We start from the raw sequence: 24,663 nt of genomic DNA, 5'->3' as shown, positions 1-24,663 counted from the left end.
CGCGTTGCCGTCGGTTCGGCCAATAATCCGCGGCTCCCCTGTTCGGGAAGGCGTACGGAACTGTCCTAGACTCGAAGGCGTGCCACGTGGTGACGGACGACTCAACCACGATCTTCTTCCCGGCGAGAAAGGCCCCCAGGACGCTTGCGGCGTCTTCGGTGTCTGGGCTCCCGGCGAGGAGGTCGCCAAGCTCACGTACTTCGGCCTCTATGCCCTGCAGCACCGCGGTCAGGAATCCGCGGGCATCGCAGTGAGCAACGGCTCCCAGATTCTCGTCTTCAAGGACATGGGACTCGTCTCCCAGGTCTTCGACGAGACCTCCCTGGGGTCGTTGCACGGGCACATCGCCGTCGGACATGCCCGCTACTCGACAACAGGTTCGTCGGTCTGGGAGAACGCCCAGCCGACCTTCCGGGCGACCGTTCACGGGTCGCTGGCCCTCGGCCACAACGGAAACCTGGTGAACACCGCCGAACTGGCGGCGATGGTCGCCGAGCTGCCCGGCGAGGAGCACGTCTCCCGCTCCGGGCGGACGGCCGCGACCAACGACACCGACCTGGTGACCGCGCTGCTCGCCGGCCACCCGGACCTCTCCATCGAGGAGACCGCCCGGAAGGTCCTGCCCCAGGTCAAGGGCGCCTTCTCGCTCGTCTTCATGGACGAGCACACGCTCTACGCCGCCCGCGACCCGCAGGGCATCCGCCCGCTGGTGCTCGGCCGGCTGGAGCGCGGCTGGGTGGTCGCCTCCGAGACGGCGGCCCTCGACATCGTCGGCGCCTCGTTCATCCGCGAGGTCGAGCCCGGCGAGCTCATCGCCGTCGACGAGCAGGGGATGCGCACCTCGCGCTTCGCCGAGGCCAAGCCCAAGGGCTGCGTCTTCGAGTACGTCTACCTGGCCCGCCCCGACACCACCATCGCCGGCCGCAACGTGCACCTCTCCCGCGTGGAGATGGGGCGCAAGCTGGCCGCCGAGGCGCCCGTCGAGGCCGACCTGGTGATAGCGACCCCGGAGTCCGGCACGCCGGCCGCCATCGGCTACGCCGAGGCCAGCGGCATCCCCTACGGCTCCGGCCTGGTGAAGAACGCCTACGTGGGCCGCACCTTCATCCAGCCCAGCCAGACCATCCGCCAGCTCGGCATCCGGCTCAAGCTCAACCCGCTCAAGGAGGTCATCCGGGGCAAGCGCCTGGTGGTCGTGGACGACTCCATCGTCCGCGGCAACACCCAGCGCGCCCTGGTCAAGATGCTCCGCGAGGCGGGCGCCGCCGAGGTCCACATCCGGATCTCCTCGCCGCCGGTCAAGTGGCCGTGCTTCTTCGGCATCGACTTCGCCACCCGCGCGGAGCTGATCGCCAACGGCATGACCATCGAGGAGATCGGCCGCACGCTCGGCGCCGACTCGCTGGCGTACATCTCGATCGACGGCATGATCGAGGCCACCAAGCAGCCCAAGGACAGGCTCTGCCGGGCCTGCTTCGACGGCGAGTACCCGATGGAGCTGCCGGACCCGGCCCTGCTCGGCAAGCTGCTCCTGGAGGCCGAGATCGCCGGCAGCCAGCAGCCGCCGGCCGTCCGCGGCAAGCCGACCAGCGACCTGGACGGCGTCCAGTCCCTGATCGGCGGGCACGGCGCGGCGGACGCGCTCCGCCGGCCGTAGCACGATGTACCACCCGGGGCGCGGGGCACTGCGCGGCCGGGCGCTCCACGGAGCCGCCCGGCCGACCGCGCAGACCCCGCGCCCCCACGGGTTTAACCGTTTCTGAAAGGGCCACACCAAGGTGACCAGCAACGAGGGCGGCGCGACCTACGCCGCCGCAGGTGTCGACATCGAGGCCGGCGACCGCGCCGTCGAGCTCATGAAGCAGTGGGTGAAGAAGGCCAACCGCCCCGAGGTGGTCGGCGGCCTCGGCGGCTTCGCCGGGCTCTTCGACGCCTCCGCCTTCAAGCGCTACGAGCGCCCGCTGCTGGCCACCGCCACCGACGGCGTCGGCACCAAGGTCGCCCTCGCCTCGGCCATGGACAAGCACGACACCATCGGCCACGACCTGGTCGGCATGGTCGTCGACGACCTGGTGGTCTGCGGCGCCGAGCCGCTGTTCATGACCGACTACATCTGCGTGGGCAAGGTCGTCCCGGAGCGGGTCGCCCAGATCGTCAAGGGCATCGCCGAGGGCTGCGCCCTGGCCGGCTGCGCGCTCATCGGCGGCGAGACCGCCGAGCACCCGGGCCTGCTCGGCCCGGACGAGTACGACGTCGCGGGCGCCGGCACCGGTGTCGTCGAGGCGGACGCCCTGCTCGGCGCCGAGCGCGTCCGGGCCGGCGACGTGGTCATCGCGATGGCCGCCTCGGGCCTGCACTCCAACGGCTACTCGCTGGTCCGCCACGTGCTGCTCAACCAGGCCGGCTGGAAGCTCGACCGCCAGGTCGAGGAGTTCGGCCGCACCCTCGGCGAGGAGCTGCTGGAGCCCACCCGGATCTACTCGCTGGACTGCCTGGCGCTGGCCCGCGCCACCGAGATCCACGCCTTCTCGCACGTCACCGGCGGCGGCCTGGCGGCCAACCTGGCCCGGGTGATCCCGGACGGCCTGCACGCCCGCCTGGACCGCGGCACCTGGACGCCGATGCCGGTCTTCCAGACCGTGGCCAAGGTCGGCGGCATGAAGGCGCTGGAGATCGAGAAGACCCTCAACATGGGCGTCGGCATGGTCGCCGTCGTCCCGCCGTCCTCGGTGGACGTCGTCCTCGCGCTGCTGGAGGACCGCGGCGTCGAGGCCTGGCTGCTGGGCGACGTCGTCGAGCGCACCGACGAGCACGACGGCGGCGCCGCGCTCTACAACTCCTACGAGGGCTTCACCCTCGCCTGAGCGCGTCCGGTGGGCCCGCCCGGCACGGGGGCGGGCCCACCGGGGCCCGGGAGGGCCCTGCGGCCCCCGTACGGCCGCGGACACGCCGAAGACCGGCCCGGCGCTCGATGAGCGCCGGGCCGGTCTCGTGCGTGCTGTCAGGCTCGGCGGCGGGAGTGTCCGTTGTCGGCGGAGTCCTCGTCGTCCTCGTCCTCGTCGGCGTAGAGATCCGCATACGCCGCGTAGGGGTCGTCCTCCTCGTCCTCGATCGGCTCAGGCTCGATCGCGGTGGACGGAGATACGCCCAGCTCATGAGACAGACGGTTCGCGTCGAACCCGCCGCTGTTGTACTTCAGCTCGCGGGCGACCTTCGTCTGCTTGGCCTTGGCCCGGCCGCGCCCCATGGGTCGACCCCCTCAACGATGGGGCTCACGGCCCCGAGTCTGACACGTGTTCATGATCAGGAGCGGCCTGCCCGGAGTGGGAGAGCCGTCCCTTGGAGCATTAACGGTACCTGTTTCCGCCGCCGGACGGTACGTCGCGCGTGTGACGTGGCGCGCACGGCCAACCTCCGAAACCGGGTCTTTCCAGGTCACAGGAGGTTTCTCGGGCTTCTGCAGGCTGCCCGGAGCGTACCCGGGCCCGTCCTTACGGTTCCGATTATCCCTCGCCAGAGGGTTCGGTATCGCCCGATCGGGCTACGAAGTGAGAATCCGGTTCCACATTGTGATCCGGAGGGGGGCGAAGCCGCTCCGCCCCCTCCGGACCACCGTACGCGGACGATCAGGACCGGCGGGCACCCGGGAGCAGGATCGAGCGCAGGGCACTCACCTCGCGCATCCGCTTCTCCGCGAGCCGGTCGGCGGCGACCGCCGGCGGCACGCCGTCCGCGGCGGCGCGGGTGAAGATCTCCAGGGTGGTGTCGAAGATCTTGGTCGCCTTGTTCTTGGCGCGCTCGAAGTTGAAGCCCTCGATCTCGTCGGCGACCTGGATGACGCCGCCCGAGTTCACCAGGTAGTCCGGCGCGTAGAGGATGCCGCGGTCGGCCAGGTCCTTCTCCACGCCGGCGTGCGCCAGCTGGTTGTTGGCCGCGCCGCAGACGACCGCGGTGCCGGCCGCACCGAGCACCGCGACGGTCGCGTCGTCCAGCGCGCCGCCCAGGGCGCAGGGCGCGTAGACGTCCAGGCCGGACTGCAGCAGCGCGGCGGTGTCGGCGGCGACCTCGACCTCCGGGTGGGCCGCGCGCACCCGGTTCACGGCCGCCTCGGAGACGTCCGTGACCACCACGGCGGCGCCGTCCGCGACCAGGTGGCCGACGAGGTAGTGGCCGACCTTGCCGACGCCGGCGACGCCGACCCGCTTGCCGCGCAGCGTCGGCTGGCCCCAGCGGGCCTTGGCCGAGGCGCGCATGCCCTGGAAGACGCCGAAGGCGGTCAGCACCGAGGAGTCGCCCGCGCCGCCGTACTCGGGGGAGCGGCCGGTGACGAAGCGGGTCTCGCGGGCCACCACGTCCATGTCCTGGACGTAGGTGCCCACGTCGCACGCGGTGACGTAGCGGCCCTGCAGGGACTCGACGAAGCGGCCGTACGCGCGGAGCATCGCCTCGTTCTTGTCACCGCCCTCCGCGCTGGGGGCCGGGTTGCCGATGATCACGGCCTTGCCGCCGCCGAGGTCCAGGCCGGCCAGCGCGTTCTTGTAGCTCATGCCGCGGGACAGCCGCAGCGCGTCCTCCAGCGCCTCCTCCTCGGAGTCGTACTGGTGGAAGCGGGTGCCGCCGAGCGCCGGGCCCAGGGCGGTGGAGTGGATGGCGATGACGGCCTTGAGACCGGTCGACCGGTCGTGGCAGAGGACGACCTGCTCGTGGCCGTCCCCGGGGGCAGCGTCCTGCCCGCTCGCGAAGATCCTGCTGAGCACTCCTGATGCGGGGTGCGCGGCGGACGCGGTGTGTACGTCGGTCACTGTGGTGACTCCAGTATTCGTGGGCCCGCGGCGGTGGTGCGGGCGTCTGGTCGAAGCCTAGCCCCGGGGCCGTCGCACGATCTGCCCCCTGACGGTCCCATGGACATAACGACCGGGGGGCCCGGACGGCACCTCCCCGGCGGCCCCCGGGCCGTGCGACGATGCCGGGTGTGACCGCCGTGCGCACTTCGGTGCTCCCGCCCTACGCCGCCCAGCTGCGGGTGTACGAGCCGCTGGCCGCCTATCCGGAGCCGGAGCGGTCCCGCTGGCAGGCGTACGCGTCGGAGCACGGCCCGGACGCCGACGGGGCCGCCGAACCGGTCGCCGCGGCCGCCCTGGCCGAGCAGCGGCAGGCCCTGGCGGAGCTGGCCGGACGGACCCCGGGCGCGCTGCCCGACCGGGAGAGCGGGCGGGCGCTGGTGCGGGTCGTCGACCGGGTCACCTACATCTGCCCGTGGACGACCCGGCTGCGCAGCTGGCAGGCGATGGACGAGCTCCGCGCGACGCTGCCGGCCTTCCTGCTGGACACCGTGCTGCCGCCCGCCGTCCGGGCCGAGGCGGAGGCCGACCAGGCGCGCTGGCGGACGGCGCACCCGGACGCCCGGCCGTGGATCCTCACCTCCCGCTGGGAGGTGCCGGTGCGCTGGTGCCTGCCGTTCGGCGAGGAGGACCGGCACTTCGTCCCGGCCGGGCCGGGAGGGGAGGCCGGGGACCGGCCGGTGCCGGCCTCCCTCTTCTACCTGACGCCGATGGCGCAGGCACGCCGGCGGGTGGCCCGCGGCTACCGGGCGCTGCGGACGGCGGTGCCGGGCTCGCGGAGCGGGCCCGGCGGCGAGCTGGTGCTGGGCGTGGAGCAGGTCGGCCGGTGGCTGGAGGAGTTCCACCCGCGCTCGCTGGTGGAGCTCGACTACGGCGGCCTGGTGCACCTGCTCGGTGCCGAGGGGCTGGCGGCGGAGCGCTCGGTGGCCGAGGTCGAGGCCGGGATCGGCGCGCTCCGGGCCGGGGACACCGAGGCGGCGGCGCGGGCGTACGAGGCGGTGACGGCCCGTTGGCGCCGGGTGCTGGCCCTGCGGTACGCCAGCTGACACCGGGTCAGCCCGGCCGGGTAGCCGGGGGTCGGACGGGGGTAAGGGAAGGGGGGACCTTCGGCCCTTGCGCCGTGGGCCGAGGTCCCGAGCCGGTCAATCCCCCAGGAACGTGACACTACTCACCGTTGACGCGAACTTACCCCTATATGCAAAAATGGGACAACCAGCCCAAGTTCAACCTGGTGTGTCCACTTCTGGGTCGATCTGACGGTGGTGCGTACTTTGTGGGGAAGCGGAGGGTCTGGTCGTCTCGTCACCGGACGTCACACAATCGTGACTGTCCGTTATGAGATGGTCCATGGCCATCCGTCTCGCTTGAACCCCTGAGGGGCCAATTTAGGCGGTTTGGCCGATGGGGCTGGACGGATGGTGTAGTTGTAGACATCAGGACAAGCCGTTCGTCCTATAACCGACTCGGTCCGTGTGTGCCATTTCGGGCATCGCGGGTCAAGGTGCAGAATTTGAAGGATAGAACCGCCCTGGTTCGGTTCTCCCGAGGAGGCCGCTCATGACCGCTCGTACCCCTGACGCTGAACCTCTGCTCACGCCGGCGGAGGTTGCCACCATGTTCCGCGTTGACCCCAAGACGGTCACTCGCTGGGCCAAGGCAGGCAAGCTCACGTCCATTCGCACGCTGGGCGGCCACCGCCGCTACCGCGAGGCCGAGGTGCGTGCCCTGCTGGCCGGGATTCCGGCTCAGCGAACCGAGGCCTGACAGGTCTCAGGGGTTTTCCCGAAGGGCCGTGTCCCCGACTCCGCCGGGTCGGGGGGACGGCCCTTCGGCATGCCGGAATCGGCTATTCCCGATGGGGCTGATGGGGGTGGGGGGAATTACCGGGAATGCATGTGCAATTTTACATATTAAATCCCCTCCTGTCGGGAGGGGGTGCCGAGTGTCCGATCTCAAGAACGGATAAGTGACGACTGTCACGCCGTCGTTATCTTGAGGTCTAGACCTGGACCGGTGTAGGGGGCTGACCCGCCGTCAGCGATCCGTCCGCGCGAACGCCAGAGGCCCGGAACCTTACGGCTCCGGGCCTCTGCCTGCACTGCGATCCCGACGGGACTTGAACCCGCGACCTCCACCTTGACAGGGTGGCGAGCTAACCAACTGCTCCACGGGACCAGAGATTTCTGATCCGTTCGTCTGCTCTCGCTCGCGAACAAGACAGATCGTACTGCATGGTGGGGCCCCAGGTCGAACCGGCCGCGGCGGGCCCCGTCCGGCACCTCCCGGACGGGGCCCGCCGCGGTCAGAGGGTGGCCGCCGCGGCGTCCATCGCCTTGAGGATGCGCTTCTCCGAGACGGGCGCCGGCGTGCCCAGCCCCTGGGCGAAGAAGCTCACCCGCAGCTCCTCGATCATCCAGCGGATCGCCCGGACCTCGGGCGAGGGCCGGCGGCCCTCCGGCACCCGGGCCAGCAGCTCCCCGTACGCCTGCTGGACGGCCTGCACCTTCAGCAGGTTCTGGGCGTCCCGCTGCGGGTGGTCCGGCAGCGCCTCCAGCCGGCGGTCCACCGCCAGCAGATAGCGCTTCAGGTCCGGCAGCCGCTGCCAGCCCGTCTCGGTCACGAAGCCCGGGTACACCAGCGAGGCCAGGTGCAGCCGGACGTCGTTCACCGCGTTCAGCAGCACCGGGCTGGAGACCGACTTCAGCCGGGTCGACGCCCGGTGGAAGGCGATCAGCGCCGTCGCCGTCTTCAGCGTGGTGTCCGCCGACAGGTCGTACAGGTCCGCCCGGACCTTGTCGAACAGCGCGGTGAACGCCGCCTCGTCCCAGGCCGGGCCGCCGTTCAGCTCCATCAGCCGGTCGACCGCCGCCCCGACCACGTCCTCGAACAGCGCCGGGATCGACCCGTGCGGGTTGTACGAGAGGGCGAGCTTCGCCTGGTTGCCCAGCCGGCCCTGGATCGACTTCGCCGGGGAGTTCACCCGGAGCGCCAGCAGCCGGCGGGTACCCGCCCACATCGCCTGCTCCTGGGCCTCGGGGGTGTCGAACAGCCGCACCGCCACCGAGGTGCCCTCGTCCACCAGCGCCGGGTAGGCCCGCACCGAGTGGCCGCGGGTGCGCTGCTCGAAGGTCCGCTGCAGCACCGGCAGGCCGTCCGGCCAGGCGGTCAGCCCGCTCTGCTCGATGCCCCGGCCGGAGGCGGCGCTGGACAGCGTCGCCGACAGCTTCGGCTGCAGCGTCCGGCGCAGCTCCTCCAGGTCCTTGGACTCGGCGAGCTTCTTGCGGCCGTCCACCACCCGGAAGGTGACCTTGAGGTGGTCCGGCACCCGCTCGTCGTCCCAGGCCTCCGGCGGGACCACCACCCCGCCCATCCGGTGCAGGATCCGCTCCAGGGTCGGCAGCAGCGGCTCCCGCCGGTCCTTCACCTGCCGCAGCGCGGCCGCCGCGAAGTCCGGCGCCGGCACGAAGTTGCGCCGGATCGCCTTCGGCAGCGATCGGATGTACGCGGTGACCAGCTCGGCCCGCAGACCCGGGATCTGCCAGTCGAAGCCCTCGTCGGTGACCTGGTTGAGCACCGGCAGCGGGATGTGCACCGTGACGCCGTCCGCGTCGCTGCCCGGCTCGAACTGGTAGGTCAGCCGGAAGCGCAGCGCGCCCTGGTGCCAGTGGTCCGGGTAGTCGGCCTCGGTGATGCCGTCGGCCGACTCGTTGATGAGCATCGACTTCTCGAAGTTCAGCAGGTCCGGCTGCTCGTGCCGGGCCTTCTTCCACCAGGAGTCGAAGTGCCGGGTGGAGACGACCTCCTCCGGCAGCCGGGCGTCGTAGAAGTCGAACAGGGTCTGGTCGTCCACCAGGATGTCCCGGCGGCGGGCCCGGTTCTCCAGCTCCTCGACCTCGCCGAGCAGCTTGCGGTTCTCCGCGAAGAACCGGTGGTGGGTCTCCCAGTCGCCCTCGACCAGGGCGTTGCGGATGAACAGCTCGCGGCACAGCCCCGGGTCGATCCGGCCGTAGTTCACCTTGCGCTGGGCGACGACCGGCATCCCGTACAGGGTCACCTTCTCGTACGCCAGCACCGCGCCGGCCTTCTTCTCCCAGTGCGGCTCGCTGTACGACCGCTTGATCAGGTGGCCGGCCAGCGGCTCCACCCACTCGGGCTCGATCTTCGCGTTGATCCGCGCCCACAGCCGCGAGGTCTCCACCAGCTCGGCGGACATCACCCAGCGCGGCGGCTTCTTGAACAGCCCCGACCCGGGGAAGACCGCGAACCGGGCGCCGCGGGCACCGCCGTACTCGCGCTTCTCCACGTCGAACAGGCCGATGTGCGAGAGCAAGCCGGACAGCAGGGCCTGGTGGATCCGGTCCGCGTCCGGCTCGGCGTCCTCGTGGGGCTCGTCGATCGTCACGCCGAGCTGCTTGGCGACCGTCCGCAGCTGGACGTAGACGTCCTGCCACTCGCGTATCCGCAGGTAGTTCAGGAACTCCGTCTTGCACATCCGGCGGAAGGCCGAGGAGGAGAGCTCCCTCTGCTGCTCCCTGACGTAGCGCCACATCGCCAGGTAGGAGAGGAAGTCCGAGGTCTCCGAGTTGAACCGGCGGTGCCGGTCGTCGGCGGCCTGGCGCTTCTCGGCGGGCCGCTCGCGCGGGTCCTGGATGGACAGCGCGGCGGCGATCACCATGACGTCCCGGACGCAGCCGAGCCGGTCCGCCTCCAGCACCATCCGGGCCATCCGCGGGTCCACCGGCAGCTGGGCCAGCTTGCGGCCGAGCGGGGTGAGCCGCTTGCGGTGGTCCTTCTCCGCCGGGTCGAGCGCGCCCAGCTCGTGCAGCAGGTTGACGCCGTCCTTGATGTTCCGCGAGTCCGGCGGGTCCAGGAACGGGAAGGCCGCGATGTCGCCCAGGCCCGCCGCCGTCATCTGCAGGATGACCGAGGCCAGGTTGGTGCGGAGGATCTCCGCGTCGGTGAACTCCGGCCGGGAGAGGAAGTCCTCCTCCGAGTACAGCCGGATGCAGATGCCGTCCGAGGTGCGGCCGCAGCGGCCCTTGCGCTGGTTGGCGCTGGCCTGGCTGACCGCCTCGATCGGCAGCCGCTGCACCTTGGTGCGGTGGCTGTAGCGGGAGATCCGGGCGGTGCCCGGGTCGACCACGTACTTGATGCCCGGCACGGTCAGCGAGGTCTCGGCAACGTTGGTGGCGAGCACCACGCGCCGGCTGTTCGACCGCTGGAAGACCCTGTGCTGCTCGGCCGAGGAGAGCCGGGCGTAGAGCGGCAGCACCTCGGTGGACTTCAGTTTCATCCGGTTCAGCGCGTCCGCGGTGTCGCGGATCTCGCGCTCGCCGGAGAGGAAGACCAGGACGTCGCCCGGGCCCTCCGCCTGGAGCTCCTCCACCGCGTCGCAGATCGCCTGCACCTGGTCGCGGTCCCGGTCGACCTCGTCCTCCTCGGTGCCCTCCTCCAGCATCGGGCGGTAGCGCACCTCGACCGGGTAGGTGCGGCCGGACACCTCGACGATCGGGGCGTCGCCGAAGTGGGCGGCGAAGCGCTCCGGGTCGATCGTCGCCGAGGTGATCACGACCTTGAGGTCGGGGCGGCGCGGCAGCAGCTGCTTGAGGTAGCCGAGCAGGAAGTCGATGTTGAGGCTGCGCTCGTGCGCCTCGTCGATGATCAGCGTGTCGTACTGGCGCAGCTCGCGGTCGGTCTGGATCTCCGCGAGCAGGATGCCGTCGGTCATCAGCTTGACCAGGGTGTCCTGGCCGACCTGGTCGGTGAAGCGCACCTTCCAGCCGACCGCCTCGCCCAGCGGCGTCGCCAGCTCCTCGGCGACCCGCTCGGCGACCGTGCGGGCCGCGATCCGGCGCGGCTGGGTGTGGCCGACCAGGCCCTTCACCCCGCGGCCCAGCTCCAGGCAGATCTTCGGGATCTGGGTGGTCTTGCCGGAGCCGGTCTCGCCCGCGACGATCACCACCTGGTGGTCCCGGATCGCCGCCAGGATCTCGTCCTTCTTCTGGCTGACCGGCAGCTCCTGCGGGTAGCTGATCTCCGGGACGGCGCCACGGCGCTGTTCGACCCGGAGCTCGGCCTTCGCGATCTCGACGGCCAGCTCGTCGGCGATCTTCTGCCGGGCCTCCGGGCTGCGCACCCGCCGGGTGCCGTCCAGCCGCCGGCCGATCCGCTGCTGGTCGCGGAGCATCAGCTCGGGCAGCCGGGCGGCCAGCTCCGCGATGGTGGAGGCATCGGCGGACCGGGCTACGGGAGAACTCACTGCGGGCATCCCTCTAGATTCGCAAGGAGGCACGGGGCGGCGCACCTCGGTTTTCGAGCCCCTCCAGTGTCACAGCCCCGGCCCGTGATCTGCGAACGGCCCGGCGGCCCGGCGCCCGGCGGCCTCACCCCGGTGGCGCACACCGCGGCGCGCGGGCCGCGTCGGGCAACCGTTCGGGCCCGTTCGAGCGGCCAGTAGGGTGCTCGGGCCAGTCGTGACGATCGAGGGGGAGACGATGGCCGGTGAGTTCGACGCGCACGAGCGACGGATGTGGGCGGGCAAGGCCGTCCCGTACGGGCGGACCTTCGCGGCGCTCTGCGGGGCCGCGGTGCCGGAGCTGGTGGCCGCGGCCGGTGTCGGTGCGGGCACGGCGGTGCTGGACGTCGGCACCGGGCCGGGGACGGCCGCCGCGGCCGCGGTGCGGCTCGGCGCCCGGGTGACGGCCGTGGACGCCGAACCCGGCATGGTGGAGCTGGCCGCGGAGAACGTGCCCGGGGCGGACGTCCGGCACGCCGTGCTGCCCGAACTGCCCTTCGCGGACGCCTCCTTCGACGCGGTGGTGGCCAACTTCGTGATCAACCACGTGGAGGACCCCGCGGCCGCGCTGGCCGAGCTGCGGCGGGTCACCCGGCCCGGCGGCCGGGTCGCCGTCACGGTGTGGGCGGCGAGCGGCAACACCGCGCTGGGCCTGTTCACCGAGGCGCTGGACGCCGCGGAGGTCGGGCGCCCGGTCTTCCCGGCCCTGCCGGTCGACTTCGAGCGGACCCCGGAGGGCCTGGCCGGGCTGCTGGCCGGCGCCGGGTGGCAGGACCCGGAGGGCCGGCAGCTGGCCTGGACCCACCGGGTCTCCCCCGAGGAGTTCTGGCAGGGGCCGGCCTCGGGCATCGCCAACCTCGGGCTGGTGATCACCGGACTGCCGCCCGCGACGGCCGCACTGGTGAAGGAGCACTACGACCGGATCGCCGGCGGCCGCACCGGTGCGGACGGACTGCTGGCCCTGCCGGCGGCGGCCGTTCTGGCCGTCGCCCGCCGCTGACCGGGTCCGTCCGGTCGGCTAGCCTTTTGACCGACTATCAGCCTGTAGTGCAAGAGAAGCATGGGGGAACGGCTGTGGGACTGTGGGACGACGTCAAGGACCTCGGAAGCGCGGCGGTCAACGTCGTCGAGGACGTGTTCTGGGCACCGACCAAGATTGCCAAGTGGGTGCTCGGCGAGATGTTCGGCGATCCTGACGCCGAACTGGAGAAGTACGCCGCCGAGTTGCAGCAGATGGGCAAGGACGTCGAGGCGTTCGGCAAGGAGATCAGCACCGCGCTGAGCCACCTCACCTGGCACGGCCCGGCCTCCGACGCCTTCGTCGCGCACGCGCAGAGCAGGGTGAAGGAGCTCAACACCGTCGCCGACGAGCTCGACGAGCTCGGCAAGGCGATCAAGGGCCTCGCCGACGCCTTCTGACCGGCCGTCGCACCACCCACCCTGTCCCAAACACGTATCAGCAGGCACGAGGAGACACCGCGCCATGGCCGATCAGTTCGGCGTCCAGCTGCAGGAGCTGGCGAAGATCCAGAGCGACTTCCAGAAGATCAACGCCAAGATGACGGAGATGAGCCAGCGCGTCGGGGCCATCAAGAACGCCGTCGCCAAGGCCGCCGCGACCGACCTGAGCGCCGGCGGGCTGCTCGGCGTCGCCAACTTCTTCGCCGTCGCCGCCCAGGTGGCCTCCAAGGTCAAGGACATCTCCGACCGGGCCGACGCCCTGGAGAAGACCAAGAAGAAGCTCACCGAGGAGCTCGGCCAGGACGCCGAGAAGATCAAGCAGGTCCTGACCGAGTACAAGGAGATCGAGCGCAAGATCCAGGAGGCGCTCAAGAAGCCCCACGTGGGCCAGGAGCAGCCCAAGGGCCCGCACACCGGCATCGACGGCACGGGTGGCGGCAACGGCGGCGGGAACCACGGAGGCGGCGGCCAGACGGGCGGCGGGGGCCACACCGGTGGCGGCGGGCACACCGGCGGTGGCGGCCACACCGGGGGCGGCGGCAACCACGGCGGCACCGACGACTCGGGCAGCGACGGCAGCGGCATCAGCACCCGCCCCGGCGGCCGCCACGACGGCCCGAAGATCAAGGACCGCAGCCGCGGCGACTGGCAGACCCACATCATCAACGGCTCCGGCTGGGACTCCTGGAGCGACCACTGGCACCGCCACAACGGCCAGGGCGTCGGCCCCAAGGACCAGCCGATCCTCGACGGCGCCTCCGACGAGCGGAAGGCCATGGTCGACCGCGCGATGGAGCGGGTGAACCGCAAGCTCGGCTACAGCCAGGGCGCCGAGACCAACGGCTACCGCGTCGACTGCTCCGGCTTCGTCTCCGCGGCGTGGGGCCTGCCCGGCCCCGGCACCACCACCGGCCCGCTGATCAGCGAGAGCGGCGGCATCGCCCACCACATCTCCAAGAGCTCGATGCTGCCCGGCGACGCCATGGTCGTCCACCAGGCCCACGGCGAGCAGCACGTCGTCCTGTTCGGCGGGTGGGCGGACAAGGCGCACACCCGGATGGTCATCCTCGAGGACAACGGCAGCCTCGGCTGCGTCTCCCGCGAGGTCCCGCTCTCCAAGTACTCGGAGTACACCGCCATCCGCAAGAACGGCATGTGACCCGTCCCGGCGGGCTCCCGGCGGTGCACCACCGCCGGGAGCCCGCCGGCTCCGGTCAGGAGCTCCAGGTCTCCTTCAGCGAGGTGATGGCGCCCTTCGCGTCCACGGTGTACTCGTACGTGTCCTGGTAGCAGAACCAGCCCTTGGGCAGGCTGTCCGGGTCGGTCACGTGGTTGCTCTCGGCGCAGGTCTTCACGTGCGCCAGGCCGTCGCCCGCGGTGCCCGACCGCACGGTGACCGTCTTCGTCCGCAGGCTCTCGTCCGTGTAGACGGTGATCTTCGCGTCGGGCGCGACGGTGTAGGGCTTCGGCTTCTCGTCCGGGTTGAAGAAGAGGCCGTTGGGGCTGCAGTTCGCCTCGACGGACTCCGCCGTCAGCTTGCCGAGGCCCTTGTCGACCGTGCGGACCCGGACGACCTTGTGGGTCTTGAAGTACTCCTTGCAGTTCGGGCCGCGCCCGCCGTTGTCGGCGTCCGCGGCGCCGGCGGCGGCTCCGGTGGCCTTGCCGGCCGGGGCGGAGGAGGCCGGGTCGGCCGCGCCCGCCGACGGCCCGTCCGCCGCGGCGGAGGGCGCGGTGGACGCCTTGCCCGGCGCGGCGACCGCGCCGCCGCCGGTGGAATCCTCCGGGCCGCAGGCGGCGGCGCCGAACGCGGTCGCGACGAGCAGAGCGGCAACGGCCGCGGGACGGATGCGCATGACGGACTTCCCCCTGGATGACTCGCGTGCGGCCCGCCGGTCACGCCGGCCGGCCGCCCCCCGGGCCGCGGCGGTCTGCACGCGGCCGTTCCTGCGGAGCCTACTGGCTGCCACCGACCCCGCCGCGCCCGACCGGTGGGGCTCCTGTCACACCGTCGGCTGACGCCGGGTCACCCCGGGACGTCGGCCTGCAGGCGGTCGCGCAGCTCGCGCAGCCGGTCCGCGGGGGCACCCAGGCCGTTGATCCGCTCCCGGGCGGCCTCGCTGCGCGGGCGGTGGTGGCCCGCGAACGCCAGGTTGGCCGACTGGTGCAGCATCCACTGGTGGTACGCCACCAGCCGGATCGCCAGGTCGCGGACGCCCGCCAGGTCGCCGTCCGCCGGCAGTGCGCGCAGCCAGCCCGCCAGCCTCCCGTACCGGACCGCCTGCCGCGACAGCAGCTCCGCCAGCCCCGGCGCCACCGGTCCCGGCTCCCCGCACGTGGCGAGGGCGCGGTCCGCCGCGGCCTGCTCAGCCACCGCCGCGTCCAGCACCGCCAGCAGGGCGGCGGCCTGCGCCTCGCGGTCGGGCGGGCGGTCACCGGGCTCGGCGGGCGGTCGGCCGCGGCCCCGGCCGAGCCCGACCGCCCATCTGCGCAGCACGGCCGACGGACCGCGCCGGGGGGCTGCCGGGGCTGAGGACACGGGCACCTCCGGGCCGGGGGCGGGCGGCGGACCGCCGACCGCGGTGCTGCGGCCGGTCCCCTCCACCGCGCCGGAGCGCCCGGCGTGCACCTCCAGTGTGCGCCCGGCCCGGCCGCCGCGGGCGGCCGTCCGGTGCCGTCCGGTGTCGGCCCGTCCCGCCCGGTTCTCGCGGTCGGGCGGTGCCGTCCCGGGTCAGGCCGCCCGACGGGCCCGTCCGGCGCGCAGACGCAGGGCGGCGTCGACCGCGGTGCGGACGAGGGCGGGCGGCCGGGGTGCGCCGAGCGCGGTCCGCAGGGGCTCGTCCAACAGGGCGGCGGCCAGGACGGGGGCGAGCGGGGCCAGCGGCCCGGGCAGTCGGGAGGCGAGCAGGCCGCGGGCGGAGACCCACAGCTCCCGGGCCTGCGGGGAGGGCGCGAAGCGGCGGCGCTCGACCTCGCGCATCCAGGCCTCGGTGCCCGCGAGGCCGTCGCCGGGCGGCACGGGCAGGTCGAGCGCCCCGGCGAGCTCCAGGTGGAAGGCGTAGGCGGCGTCCCGTTCCGGCGGAGCCGGCCGCCGCGGGCCGTGCTCGTCCATGAACCGCAGCGGGCAGACGGTGAAGCAGGCCAGTACGTAGTGCATCAGCTCGGGCGTGATGCCGGGCCGGTCGTGGACACGGCGCAGCCCCTCCACCACCCGGCGGCCCTCGGCGCTGCCCGGGCCGTGCCCGATCAGGGTGAACATCGCCGCCCCGGTCGCCTTGGCCCGGGTCTTCGGCTGCCCGGTCACCTGCCCGGTGGCGTGCAGCACGGCGGCGATCTCCGGAATCCCGAAGGTCCGGACGAAGCCCAGGGTCAGCCCGACCCGGGACTCCTCCGGCATCACCTCCAGCACCAGCTGCGCGTACGGGTCGCGGGCACCGCAGGGCGGCCGTGCGCCGCTCATGCCGGGCCCGCGGCGGCGAGCGCCTCGGCGATCAACGGGCCGTCGAGGCCGCGGGACACCCGGACGAGGTGGGCCCGTTCCTCCGCCGGGTCCGCGTCGAGTCCGGGCAGCACGGCCTGCTCCTCGCGGGGCCGCGGCGGCCGTCCGGCGTCCAGTGCGGCGACGGCGGAGCGCAGTGCGGCGGCGACCACGAGGGCGGCCCGCTCGGGGTCGTCCAGCCCGGCCCGCTCGGCGATCCGGGCGCTGCCGGCGACCACGGCCGGGTCCACCCAGGGCCGCAGGGTGAGCTGGCCGTCCCGGATCTCCAGGCCGCGCCGGGTGGTGCGCCACTCCAGGTCGCGCAGGGCCAGGCGCTCCGTCCAGCGGGCGGGCGGCGCCTCCAGGGCGAGCCGCCGGTCGGCGCGGTAGACGAGGTCCCAGAGCGGGCGCAGCGCCCGGTAGTCGCGTCGGCGCCGGGCCCAGTTGGCGCCCGCCGGGCCGGCGAAGCCCGCGGTGATCAGCAGGGCGCCGACGGCGGCGAAGGCCGGCCCGGCGGCGGTGCTCAGCCACTCGGCGCCGCCGATCCCGGCGGCGGCCGCCCCGATCGCGACGATCTTGCAGAGCACGTAGAGGCAGGCGGTGGCCGAGCCGAGGGCGATCAGCCGGATGCCGCCGCGCAGCCAGCCGGCCGGCAGCCGGGCGGCGTGGCCCCGGCAGACCCGGGCGATGTCGATCAGCGCGAAGGCGAAGGCGCCCTGGTAGAGCACCAGGAAGCAGGCGATCGCGGGCACCGTCGCGAAGGTGGTGTCGAAGGTGAGCGGCGTCTCCGGCGCGCCCGCCCGGCCGGCGGCGAACAGCACCGCCATCAGCACGGCCAGCACGGCGAACAGCGTCAGCCGGGCCCGGATCCGCCGCCGGGTGCCGGACGAGGAGACGTCCCAGATCCGGTCGCCGTCCCGGTCCCCCGGCGGGGTCCAGATCAGCGCCAGCACCACGGCGGCCGCGGAGAAGCCGGTGATGCCCAGGTACACCAGCAGGGTGGCCAGGTTGCCGGTGTGCGCGAGCCGGTCGATCGCCCGGTAGAGGACGGGCGAGGCCATCAGGAAGGAGCTCGCCGGCGAGGCGATCGCCAGCGCCACCACCAGCAGGCCGGGCGAGGGGTCGCGCCGCCAGGCCCTGAACTTGAGGGCGGCGACCGTCCAGGCCGCCGCGCCGATCGCCAGGTAGACGGCGTTGAACGGCGCCTCGGACACCGCCGGGGCCGCGAGCTGCTCAGACATGCTGGCCCTTGCGGTGCTCCAGGGCGGGCGCCAGCTGCGAGGTCGTCCCGGCGCCCGGCGCGAGCACCAGGATCCGCAGCAGCTCCGCGCCGAGCACCTCCGCCTCCTCCTCCGCCGCGTCGTCGTAGTGCGAGCGGCCGAGGACCAGGCGCAGGACGTCCGGGTCGATGGTGGGCAGCTCCACCACGGCGGTCTCCGCGTCCGGCGGGGCGGCCTCCGGCAGGTGCCCGCAGAGCAGGTGGGCGAGCTCGTGGCAGACGATGTGGGCCTGGTGCAGGCCCGAGGTCTCCTGCTCGAAGTGGACGACGTCCTCGCCGGGCAGCCGCTCGACGAAGCCGGAGGGCTCCCCCACCCGCATCCGGCGCGGTGCCAGCCGGACGGGACGGCCCGTCCGTTCGGCGACCGCCGTGCACAGCTCCTCCACCGTGCTCAGCGGAGGCAGCCCCAGCTGCCTGGCCACGGCCCGCATCCGGCGGCGGGTACGTCCCACACCTCGCACGTGCTCCCCTTCGGGAAGCCGCCAGTGGCCCAGCGGCGTCTCCTGCTGCCCGGTCACGTCACTCCGCCGGGCCACCGTCGTCGGGCAGTCCGACCGCCCTGCGCAACTGTTCCACGACCGTGAGGGCGGCGTCCTGCATCTCCGGCGGAAGGCCGGCCGCCCGCATCGCGATCCGCTCCACCCGGGCGTCGCGGAGCGCCTCGATCCGCTGCAGGTCGCGCTCGACGGCCTGCGCGGTCGCGGAGTCGCTGAAGTAGTCCAGGGGCACGCCGAAGAACTTGGCGATCTTCACCGCGTTCTCCAGGCTCGGCTTCTGGGTGCCCTTGCGCAGGTTCCCGATGTACGTCCCGCTGAGGCCGGTGCCGAGGGCGATCTCGGTGTCCCGCCAGGGGCGGCCGAGGTCCTTCGGGTAGATCACCTTGATCAGGCGCCGGAAGCGGGCCGCGAAGTCGGGGGAGCCCGTGTCGGGCCCGGCCCCCTCACCGGACGGCCCGGCGGAGCCCTCCGGTCGCGCAGATTCGGTGGACATGCGCGGATCATAGAACGATCTGACGCTACGCCAGAATCCCCCGACCGGCCCATCCTGCACGATCGTTGAGGAAGAAGTGCCGTTCCGGTGCGCGAGCCGTGCCGGAATCCGGGAGTCCCTCCGAGTGCGATCCACGATAGTTGACAGCCAGTCACGCATTGAGCAGGATCAATCGCACCGGCCCCGCCCAGCGCGGCCGCCCGGCCGCATCCCCGGCCCACGCGCTCCGGCGCGCCGCTGCCCCACGGGGGTGGGCAACGGCGCCCGGTCCCGCCCCCCCGGCAGGCCCCGCCGCCGCCGCGCGTCCGTGCCCCCTGCGCAGTTCCCCCCGGAACGCCCCGGTCGTTTGCACACCTGTACTACTGTGCGTCGGACGCCCGTGAACGGTGTGTGCGGGGTGGCCGAGCGGAGAAGGTGCGTGCGATGAGTCTGCTGTCCCCTCCCGGACCGCTGGTGCCGGCCGACTGGCTGGCGGAGCACCTGGGCCGGCCCGGGCTGGTCGTGCTCGACGCCAGCGTCGGGGCGTACCGGGGGATCCGGCGGCCGATCCCCGGCTCGCGGACCTTCGACATCGACGGCGCGCTCTCCGACCCGGCGGACCCGCTGCCGCACACCATGCCCGGCCCCGAGCAGTTCGAGCGCGAGCTGCGCGCCCTCGGGGTGGACGACGGCAGCGTCGTGGTGGCCTACGACAACGCCGGCATCTACTCCAGCGCCCGGGCCTGGTGGATGCTGCGGGCGATGGGCTTCGACCGGGCGGCCGTGCTGGACGGCGGACTGCCGGCCTGGGAGGCCGCCGGGCTGCCGCTGGCCGGGGCCGGCGCCGAGCGGGAGCCCGTCGAGCCCGGCACCTTCACCGCCAGGCCCCGCGCCGGGCTCCTGGTGGACCGCCGTGCGGTGGACGCCGCGCTCGCCGACCCCGCCACCGCCGTGCTCGACGCCCGCAGCCGGGACCGCTACACCGGCCGGGTCGAGGAACCCCGCCCGGGCCTGCGCCGCGGCCACATCCCCGGCGCGGTGAACCTGCCCTACCTCGACCTCCAGGTGGACGGCCGGATGCGGCCCGCCGACGAACTGAAGGCCCGGTTCGCGGCCGTCGCCGACGGGCGGGAGCGGCTGGTGGTCAGCTGCGGCTCCGGGGTGACCGCCTGCGTGCTGGCCCTCGGCGCCGAGCTGGCCGGCTACCGCGACCTCGCCGTGTACGACGGCTCCTGGAGCGAGTGGGGCCGCCCCGGCGACCTCCCCGTCGCCCAGGGGCCCGACCCGGAGTGACGGCCCCGGTGGGGGCCCGCCCCCCGCCGCCCGTACCGGGAAACACGGAGGAGCCCCCGCAGCGATCAACACTGCGGGGGCTCCGACTGTGGCCAGGGCCGGGGTCGAACCGGCGACCTTCCGCTTTTCAGGCGGACGCTCGTACCAACTGAGCTACCTGGCCGTACTGCAACGTCTCTTGCGAGACGAGCGATCCCGACGGGACTTGAACCCGCGACCTCCACCTTGACAGGGTGGCGAGCTAACCAACTGCTCCACGGGACCTGGTGCGGAAGATCCGCTCAGGCCTTGCGGCACTGCACTGTACTACGGTAACGCGTGCCCCCAACGGGATTCGAACCCGTGCTACCGCCTTGAAAGGGCGGCGTCCTGGGCCACTAGACGATGAGGGCTTGCGGCCCCCCTCTGCTGTTATCCAGCGTTCGGGGACGTCGAGAAGCATATGGGATGCCGGGCGGGAACACCAAAACGGTTTCCGGCCGTGATGTCGGGTGTCGCACGCAGGGGGGTCAGGACCAGCCCAGCTCGTGGAGCTCGTGGTCGTCGAAGCCGAAGTGGTGCGCGACCTCGTGGATCACCGTCGTCCGGACCTCGTCGGTGATCTGCTCGTACGTCTCGCAGTACCGCAGGGTCGGGCCCATGTAGATGATGATCCGGTCCGGCAGCACCCCGGCGTACCATTCGCCGCGCTCGGTCAGCGGGGTCCCCTCGTACAGGCCGAGGAGGTCGGGGGAGGCGGGATCCGGTTCGTCCTCGACGAAGATCGCGACGTTGTCCATCATCGCCGCGAGCTTCGGGGGGATCTGGTCGAGGGCGTCGGCGACCAGCGTCTCGAACTCGTCCCGGGTCATCTCCACCGCCTCATTGTCGGGTGTGCGGTGACGGTGTGCCAGGTGATCCACGCGGGTGATTCACTGGAGTGTGCGCTCGGACCGGACAAGCGGGGTCGCGGCGCCGCCGCGGGAGGCCGCCGGCGGCAGGCCGCCGGTGCTGCGCGGCCAGGGGCCGACCGTCGCCGTGGTGGCGCTCGGCGGCGCGCTGGGGGCGTGTGCCCGGTACGGCGCGGCCCTCGCCTGGCCGACCGGCCCCGACGCCTTCCCGTGGACGACGCTGCTGGTCAACACCCTCGGCTGCGCGGTGATCGGGGTCTTCCTGGTGCTGGTCACCGAGGTCCGGGCGCCGCACCCGCTGCTCCGGCCGTTCTTCGGGACGGGCGTGCTGGGCGGGTTCACGACCTTCTCCACGGCCACCGTGGAGGTCCAGCGCCTGATCGACCACGGGGCGCCCGCCCGCGGCCTGGCCTACCTGGCCGCCACCGTGCTGGCCGCCCTGACCTCGGTCTGGATCGCGGCCGGCCTGACCCGGCGGCTGCTCGGCCGGCGGGTCGGATGACCGCGGAGCGCGGCGGCCGGCCGCACCGCAAGGACGACCGCAAGGACGACCGCGACGACGGACGTGACGGCAGGAGGACGGGATGAGCCGACTCAGGGGCACGGCCCTGCGCCTGACCGTGCTGGTCGGCGAGAGCCGGATGCACCGGTCCCGCCCGCTGTACACCGAGGTGGTGCACCGCGCGCACGCCGCCGGCCTGGCCGGGGCGAGCGTCTTCCGCGGCATCGAGGGCTTCGGCGCCTCCTCGGTGATCCACACCGCCCGGCTGCTCTCGCTCGGCGAGGACCTGCCGGTGGCGGTCGTGGTGGTGGACACCGCGGAGCGGATCCGGGCCTTCCTGCCCCGCCTGGAGGAGCTCTCCGGGCTCGGGCCGGTGCTGCTGGAGGAGTGCGAGGTCGTCCGGTTCGGTCTCGCGGAGGCGGACGGCGGCCCGGCGGAGGGCGCCGGGCGGGAGGAGGGCCGGTGACCTGGCTGCTGGTGATCGCCGGAGCGGCGGTCGGCGCTCCGCTGCGCTACCTGACCGACCGGGCCGTCCAGGCGCGGCACGACTCGGTGTTCCCCTGGGGCACCTTCACCGTGAACGTCTCCGGCTGCCTGGTGCTCGGCCTGCTGACCGGTGCGGCGGCGCGCGGCGCGGCCTCCTCCGACCTCCAACTGCTCATCGGCACCGGCCTGTGCGGGGCCCTGACGACCTACTCCACGTTCTCGTACGAGACGCTGCGGCTGGCGCAGAGCGGCGCGCGGTTCATGGCGTTCGCGAACGTCGCGGGCAGCCTGCTGGCAGGCCTCGGCGCGGCGTACGCGGGAACGGCGCTGGCGCACGCGTTCTGGGGTTGACGCCCCGTCCGAACTCCCGGTGCGGGCGCTCCGGGCACGGCCGCGCGCAGGCCCGCGCGGAGGGCCGTACGGGAGCGCGGGGAGGGCCGTCCGCCCGGACGGGGGCGCCGGCCGTGTCCGACGGGCCCCGCCGCGCGTTGGGCACCGGAGGGCGGTGGGCCCGGGTGGGCGGTGCGAGAGGTGGCTCGGGAGATGGCTGGGGTGATGGCCGGGGTGACGGCCGCGGTGCGGCCGGGCGGGTCGAGGCGGCGGCGTGCGGTCGCGGGCGCGGCACTGGCGGCGCTGGCGGGGCTGGGGCTGAGCGGGTGCATGGCGGTGGGGGCGGGGTCGGCCGAACTGCAGGGCAGCGACCGGAACACCGGCCAGGGCGACCTGCCCGGGGACTCCGGGACGCCGGGAGCGCGGGGGGCGGGCGGCAAGCACGCCGGGCACGGAGCGGTGGTGCCCGCGGCGGCCGTGCGGCCGGGGGCGAAGCCGTCCGGTTCGACGACCGCGAGCGCCCCGCCGCAGACCCCGCCCCCGGCCGGGCCGTCGCCCGCCCCGTCGGCCTCGCTGCCGGCCAACCGGAGCGTGGAGACGCCCGAGCCGCGTCCGACCGCGGGGCCCACCGGCCCGACCCCCTCGGCCACCCCGGCGCCGGAACCGAGCGCCAGCGCGCAGCCCACGCCCTCCGATTCCGGCTCGCTGCCGAGCCTCCCCGGTTCCTCGGGTTCCGGCGGCGGTTCGGGCTGATCATCAACGGGTTGGCCAGCAGGTTTGCCTCTGATCCCCAGGTTCCTCTATGGTGGTAGATCGTTCGTTTGATCCATTTGACTGGCGCCCTGATTCCCTTGAAACGGCGCCCTTGGCGCGTTCCGGCGATCCGTGGCTGACCGCATAGAGGCGGTTGTGAAACAGAACCCCGGACTTTGGCGCGTGCCACTTCCGGAAGGTTTTGCATGTCTCTCGTTGACGACGCCCGCTTCGCCATGCCCGCGAACGGTCTCGACGCCGCCGACACCATCGACACCATCGACACCATCGACTCCGCCGAGCTGCTCGACACCGTCGAGCACGCCGGGGCGGAGACCGACACCGCGGACGCCGCGGACACCGAGCCCACCGTGACCTTCGGCGACCTGGGCCTGCCGGACGAGGTCGTCCGCGCCCTCGCCAAGCGGGACGTCACCACCCCGTTCCCGATCCAGGCCGCGACCATCCCGGACGCCCTGGCCGGCAAGGACGTGCTGGGCCGCGGCCGCACCGGCTCCGGCAAGACCCTGAGCTTCGGCCTGCCGCTGCTCACCCGCCTCGCCGACGGCGAGCGCACCCGCCCCAAGCACCCGCGCGGCCTGATCCTGGTGCCGACCCGCGAGCTGGCCATGCAGGTCGCCGACGCCCTGGAGCCCTTCGGCTCGGTGCTCGGCCTGCGCCTCAAGGTCGTCTGCGGCGGCACCTCGATGTCCAACCAGATCTACGCCCTGGAGCGCGGCGTCGACGTCCTCGTCGCCACCCCGGGCCGCCTGCGCGACCTGATCAACCGCGGCTCCGCCAAGATGGACGACGTGCAGGTCGCCGTCCTCGACGAGGCCGACCAGATGGCCGACATGGGCTTCCTGCCCGAGGTCACCGAGATCCTCGACCTGGTGCCGGCCGGCGGTCAGCGCCTGCTCTTCTCCGCCACGCTGGAGAACGAGATCGACACCCTGGTCAAGCGCTACCTGAACAACCCGGTCACCCACGAGGTCGACCCGTCCGCCGGCGCGGTCACCACCATGACCCACCACATCCTCGTGGTGAAGCCCAAGGACAAGGCGCCGATCACCAACGCGATCGCCGCCCGCAAGGGCCGCACCATCATCTTCGTCCGCACCCAGATGGGTGCCGACCGCGTCGCCGAGCAGCTGGTCGAGGCCGGCGTGAAGGCCGACGCGCTGCACGGCGGCATGACCCAGGGCGCCCGGACCCGCGTCCTCGGCGACTTCAAGGACGGCTACGTCAACGTGGTCGTCGCCACCGACGTCGCCGCCCGCGGCATCCACGTCGACGGCATCGACCTGGTGCTCAACGTCGACCCGGCCGGCGACCACAAGGACTACCTGCACCGCTCGGGCCGCACCGCCCGCGCCGGCCGCTCCGGCACCGTCGTCACCCTGGTGCTGCCGCACCAGCGCCGCACCGTCTTCCGCCTGATGGAGGACGCCGGTGTCGAGGCCTCGCGCCACATCCTCGACCACGCCTTCGACGCCGAGGTCGCCAAGATCACCGGCGCCCGCTCGCTCGTCGAGGTGCAGGCCGAGTCCGCGGCCGGCATCGCCGGTGCCGCCGAGCGCGAGGTCGCCGAGATGACCCGCCAGCTGGAGCGCGCGCAGCGCCGGGCGACCGAGCTGCGCGAGGAGGCCGACCGCCTCGCCTCCCGTGCGGCGCGCGAGCGTGCCGCGCTGGGCATCGAGGACGAGCCCGCCACCGAGACCGCCGGGACCACCGAGGGCGCGGCCGCCGTCGAGGCGCCCGCCGTCGAGGCCGCTGCCGCCCCGGTCGAGGCCGAGCGTGCGCCGTCGTACCGCGAGGCCCGCAGCGAGCGCCCGGCGTTCACCCGGGACCGCGACCGCGAGCGCCCCTCCTTCGGCCGCGACCGCGACCGTGACCGTGACGACCGCGGTGGCCGTTCCTTCAACCGTGACGACCGCGGTGGCCGTTCGTTCGGCGACCGTGACCGCGGTGAGCGCGGCGGCTTCAACCGCGACGACCGCGGCGGCCGTTCCTTCAACCGTGACGACCGCGGTGGCCGTTCGTTCGGCGACCGTGACCGCGGTGAGCGCGGCGGCTTCAACCGCGACGA

The 24,663-nt window shown here is 73.2% G+C and carries 23 protein-coding genes and 4 tRNA genes; 13 read left to right on the top strand and 14 right to left on the bottom strand.

Features of this window, described 5'->3' with window-relative positions; translation table 11 throughout:
* Positions 1-79 precede the first annotated feature (79 nt).
* Both purF and purM read left to right on the top strand, forming a co-directional pair.
* A complete protein-coding gene (gene purF, locus AB0442_RS15465) occupies positions 80-1,657 on the top strand; it encodes an amidophosphoribosyltransferase (protein WP_344624400.1) in 1,578 nt (525 codons plus the stop codon).
* 121 nt (positions 1,658-1,778) lie between these two features.
* Positions 1,779-2,864: a phosphoribosylformylglycinamidine cyclo-ligase gene (purM, locus tag AB0442_RS15460; protein ID WP_344624401.1), complete on the top strand. Its 1,086-nt coding sequence runs from the start codon at positions 1,779-1,781 to the stop codon at positions 2,862-2,864.
* Between the two features lie 137 nt (positions 2,865-3,001).
* On the opposite strand, the gene AB0442_RS15455 is transcribed toward purM, so the two are convergent.
* Together AB0442_RS15455 and AB0442_RS15450 are read right to left on the bottom strand one after the other, a co-directional pair.
* A complete protein-coding gene (locus AB0442_RS15455) occupies positions 3,002-3,247 on the bottom strand; it encodes a DUF3073 domain-containing protein (protein ID WP_366163174.1) in 246 nt (81 codons plus the stop codon).
* 379 nt (positions 3,248-3,626) lie between these two features.
* The gene (locus AB0442_RS15450; RefSeq protein WP_366163262.1) at positions 3,627-4,757 is read right to left on the bottom strand and encodes a Glu/Leu/Phe/Val dehydrogenase dimerization domain-containing protein; all 1,131 of its coding nucleotides are present in this window, start codon (positions 4,755-4,757) and stop codon (positions 3,627-3,629) included.
* Between the two features lie 206 nt (positions 4,758-4,963).
* Between AB0442_RS15450 and AB0442_RS15445 the strand changes: the two genes are divergently transcribed.
* Positions 4,964-5,887: a hypothetical protein gene (locus tag AB0442_RS15445; RefSeq protein ID WP_366163172.1), complete on the top strand. Its 924-nt coding sequence runs from the start codon at positions 4,964-4,966 to the stop codon at positions 5,885-5,887.
* Between the two features lie 511 nt (positions 5,888-6,398).
* A complete protein-coding gene (gene bldC / locus AB0442_RS15440; protein WP_014137253.1) occupies positions 6,399-6,605 on the top strand; it encodes a developmental transcriptional regulator BldC in 207 nt (68 codons plus the stop codon).
* 337 nt (positions 6,606-6,942) lie between these two features.
* Here bldC and AB0442_RS15435 read toward each other — a convergent pair.
* Together AB0442_RS15435 and hrpA are read right to left on the bottom strand one after the other, a co-directional pair.
* Positions 6,943-7,016: transfer RNA gene (locus AB0442_RS15435), tRNA-Asp, on the bottom strand.
* 127 nt (positions 7,017-7,143) lie between these two features.
* Complete coding sequence (hrpA, locus tag AB0442_RS15430; RefSeq protein WP_366163170.1) at positions 7,144-11,109, bottom strand: ATP-dependent RNA helicase HrpA; 3,966 nt, start codon at positions 11,107-11,109, stop codon at positions 7,144-7,146.
* A 205-nt stretch (positions 11,110-11,314) separates the two neighbouring features.
* On the opposite strand from hrpA, the gene AB0442_RS15425 reads away from it, so the two are divergent.
* From AB0442_RS15425 to AB0442_RS15415, 3 genes are all read left to right on the top strand, one after another.
* Positions 11,315-12,136, top strand: coding sequence for a class I SAM-dependent methyltransferase (locus AB0442_RS15425; protein ID WP_366163169.1), 822 nt, complete (start codon positions 11,315-11,317; stop codon positions 12,134-12,136).
* 74 nt (positions 12,137-12,210) lie between these two features.
* Entirely contained in the window at positions 12,211-12,555 is a 345-nt protein-coding gene (locus AB0442_RS15420; protein WP_263104247.1) for a WXG100 family type VII secretion target, read from the top strand.
* A 64-nt stretch (positions 12,556-12,619) separates the two neighbouring features.
* On the top strand, positions 12,620-13,756 hold the full coding sequence (locus tag AB0442_RS15415; RefSeq protein WP_366163168.1) for a hypothetical protein: 1,137 nt from the start codon (positions 12,620-12,622) through the stop codon (positions 13,754-13,756).
* A 55-nt stretch (positions 13,757-13,811) separates the two neighbouring features.
* Here the strand turns inward: AB0442_RS15415 and AB0442_RS15410 are convergent, their stop codons facing one another.
* The 6 genes from AB0442_RS15410 to AB0442_RS15385 all read right to left on the bottom strand — a co-directional run bounded on the left by AB0442_RS15410 (position 13,812) and on the right by AB0442_RS15385 (position 18,341).
* Entirely contained in the window at positions 13,812-14,450 is a 639-nt protein-coding gene (locus tag AB0442_RS15410; protein WP_366163167.1) for a hypothetical protein, read from the bottom strand.
* Between the two features lie 170 nt (positions 14,451-14,620).
* Positions 14,621-15,133 carry a hypothetical protein gene (locus tag AB0442_RS15405; RefSeq protein ID WP_366163166.1) on the bottom strand — a complete coding sequence of 171 codons (513 nt, stop codon included), beginning with the start codon at positions 15,131-15,133 and terminating at the stop codon, positions 14,621-14,623.
* Positions 15,134-15,325: 192 nt separating this feature from the next.
* On the bottom strand, positions 15,326-16,054 hold the full coding sequence (locus AB0442_RS15400) for an oxygenase MpaB family protein (RefSeq protein ID WP_366163165.1): 729 nt from the start codon (positions 16,052-16,054) through the stop codon (positions 15,326-15,328).
* Positions 16,051-17,313: an MAB_1171c family putative transporter gene (locus AB0442_RS15395; RefSeq protein WP_366163163.1), complete on the bottom strand. Its 1,263-nt coding sequence runs from the start codon at positions 17,311-17,313 to the stop codon at positions 16,051-16,053. Before AB0442_RS15395 ends, AB0442_RS15400 begins: the two co-directional genes overlap by 4 nt.
* A complete protein-coding gene (locus tag AB0442_RS15390; RefSeq protein WP_366163162.1) occupies positions 17,306-17,773 on the bottom strand; it encodes a hypothetical protein in 468 nt (155 codons plus the stop codon). Before AB0442_RS15390 ends, AB0442_RS15395 begins: the two co-directional genes overlap by 8 nt.
* Before the next feature lie 97 nt (positions 17,774-17,870).
* Positions 17,871-18,341 (bottom strand): helix-turn-helix domain-containing protein, encoded by a 471-nt coding sequence (locus AB0442_RS15385; protein ID WP_344627802.1) that lies wholly within the window; start codon positions 18,339-18,341, stop codon positions 17,871-17,873.
* 423 nt (positions 18,342-18,764) lie between these two features.
* Between AB0442_RS15385 and AB0442_RS15380 the strand changes: the two genes are divergently transcribed.
* On the top strand, positions 18,765-19,613 hold the full coding sequence (locus AB0442_RS15380) for a sulfurtransferase (RefSeq protein ID WP_366163161.1): 849 nt from the start codon (positions 18,765-18,767) through the stop codon (positions 19,611-19,613).
* Positions 19,614-19,702: 89 nt separating this feature from the next.
* Here the strand turns inward: AB0442_RS15380 and AB0442_RS15375 are convergent.
* The 4 genes from AB0442_RS15375 to AB0442_RS15360 form a co-directional block, all read right to left on the bottom strand.
* A tRNA-Phe gene (locus AB0442_RS15375) sits at positions 19,703-19,776 on the bottom strand.
* A 27-nt stretch (positions 19,777-19,803) separates the two neighbouring features.
* Positions 19,804-19,877: transfer RNA gene (locus AB0442_RS15370), tRNA-Asp, on the bottom strand.
* 55 nt (positions 19,878-19,932) lie between these two features.
* Positions 19,933-20,005, bottom strand: a tRNA-Glu gene (locus AB0442_RS15365).
* A 117-nt stretch (positions 20,006-20,122) separates the two neighbouring features.
* Entirely contained in the window at positions 20,123-20,464 is a 342-nt protein-coding gene (locus AB0442_RS15360) for a metallopeptidase family protein (protein ID WP_095873704.1), read from the bottom strand.
* A gap of 136 nt (positions 20,465-20,600) precedes the next feature.
* Between AB0442_RS15360 and AB0442_RS15355 the strand changes: the two genes are divergently transcribed.
* The 5 genes from AB0442_RS15355 to AB0442_RS15335 form a co-directional block, all read left to right on the top strand.
* Positions 20,601-21,005: a CrcB family protein gene (locus AB0442_RS15355; RefSeq protein ID WP_366163261.1), complete on the top strand. Its 405-nt coding sequence runs from the start codon at positions 20,601-20,603 to the stop codon at positions 21,003-21,005.
* Positions 21,006-21,087: 82 nt separating this feature from the next.
* Positions 21,088-21,471: a DUF190 domain-containing protein gene (locus AB0442_RS15350; protein WP_366163159.1), complete on the top strand. Its 384-nt coding sequence runs from the start codon at positions 21,088-21,090 to the stop codon at positions 21,469-21,471.
* On the top strand, positions 21,468-21,842 hold the full coding sequence (gene crcB / locus AB0442_RS15345; RefSeq protein WP_344627805.1) for a fluoride efflux transporter CrcB: 375 nt from the start codon (positions 21,468-21,470) through the stop codon (positions 21,840-21,842). The genes AB0442_RS15350 and crcB overlap by 4 nt, the downstream gene beginning before the upstream one ends.
* A gap of 192 nt (positions 21,843-22,034) precedes the next feature.
* A complete protein-coding gene (locus AB0442_RS15340; protein WP_366163157.1) occupies positions 22,035-22,574 on the top strand; it encodes a hypothetical protein in 540 nt (179 codons plus the stop codon).
* Between the two features lie 206 nt (positions 22,575-22,780).
* Positions 22,781-24,663 (top strand): DEAD/DEAH box helicase (locus AB0442_RS15335; RefSeq protein ID WP_366163155.1); only part of this gene is annotated, 1,883 nt, incomplete at its 3' end.

Source organism: Kitasatospora sp. NPDC085895, assembly GCF_040702125.1.
Lineage (GTDB): Bacteria > Actinomycetota > Actinomycetes > Streptomycetales > Streptomycetaceae > Kitasatospora > Kitasatospora arboriphila.
This window is presented reverse-complemented; position numbering and strand designations above follow the sequence as displayed.

Coding starts and splice junctions, on each gene's coding strand:
- AB0442_RS15350 (WP_366163159.1), top strand. CDS start 21,088: ATGAGCCGACTCAGGGGCACGGCCCTGCGCCTGACCGTGCTGGTCGGC.
- bldC (WP_014137253.1), top strand. CDS start 6,399: ATGACCGCTCGTACCCCTGACGCTGAACCTCTGCTCACGCCGGCGGAG.
- AB0442_RS15395 (WP_366163163.1), bottom strand. CDS start 17,313: ATGTCTGAGCAGCTCGCGGCCCCGGCGGTGTCCGAGGCGCCGTTCAAC.
- AB0442_RS15455 (WP_366163174.1), bottom strand. CDS start 3,247: ATGGGGCGCGGCCGGGCCAAGGCCAAGCAGACGAAGGTCGCCCGCGAG.
- AB0442_RS15410 (WP_366163167.1), bottom strand. CDS start 14,450: ATGCGCATCCGTCCCGCGGCCGTTGCCGCTCTGCTCGTCGCGACCGCG.
- AB0442_RS15340 (WP_366163157.1), top strand. CDS start 22,035: ATGGCTGGGGTGATGGCCGGGGTGACGGCCGCGGTGCGGCCGGGCGGG.
- AB0442_RS15360 (WP_095873704.1), bottom strand. CDS start 20,464: ATGACCCGGGACGAGTTCGAGACGCTGGTCGCCGACGCCCTCGACCAG.
- hrpA (WP_366163170.1), bottom strand. CDS start 11,109: ATGCCCGCAGTGAGTTCTCCCGTAGCCCGGTCCGCCGATGCCTCCACC.
- AB0442_RS15385 (WP_344627802.1), bottom strand. CDS start 18,341: ATGTCCACCGAATCTGCGCGACCGGAGGGCTCCGCCGGGCCGTCCGGT.
- AB0442_RS15400 (WP_366163165.1), bottom strand. CDS start 16,054: ATGAGCGGCGCACGGCCGCCCTGCGGTGCCCGCGACCCGTACGCGCAG.
- AB0442_RS15380 (WP_366163161.1), top strand. CDS start 18,765: ATGAGTCTGCTGTCCCCTCCCGGACCGCTGGTGCCGGCCGACTGGCTG.
- AB0442_RS15445 (WP_366163172.1), top strand. CDS start 4,964: ATGCCGGGTGTGACCGCCGTGCGCACTTCGGTGCTCCCGCCCTACGCC.
- AB0442_RS15415 (WP_366163168.1), top strand. CDS start 12,620: ATGGCCGATCAGTTCGGCGTCCAGCTGCAGGAGCTGGCGAAGATCCAG.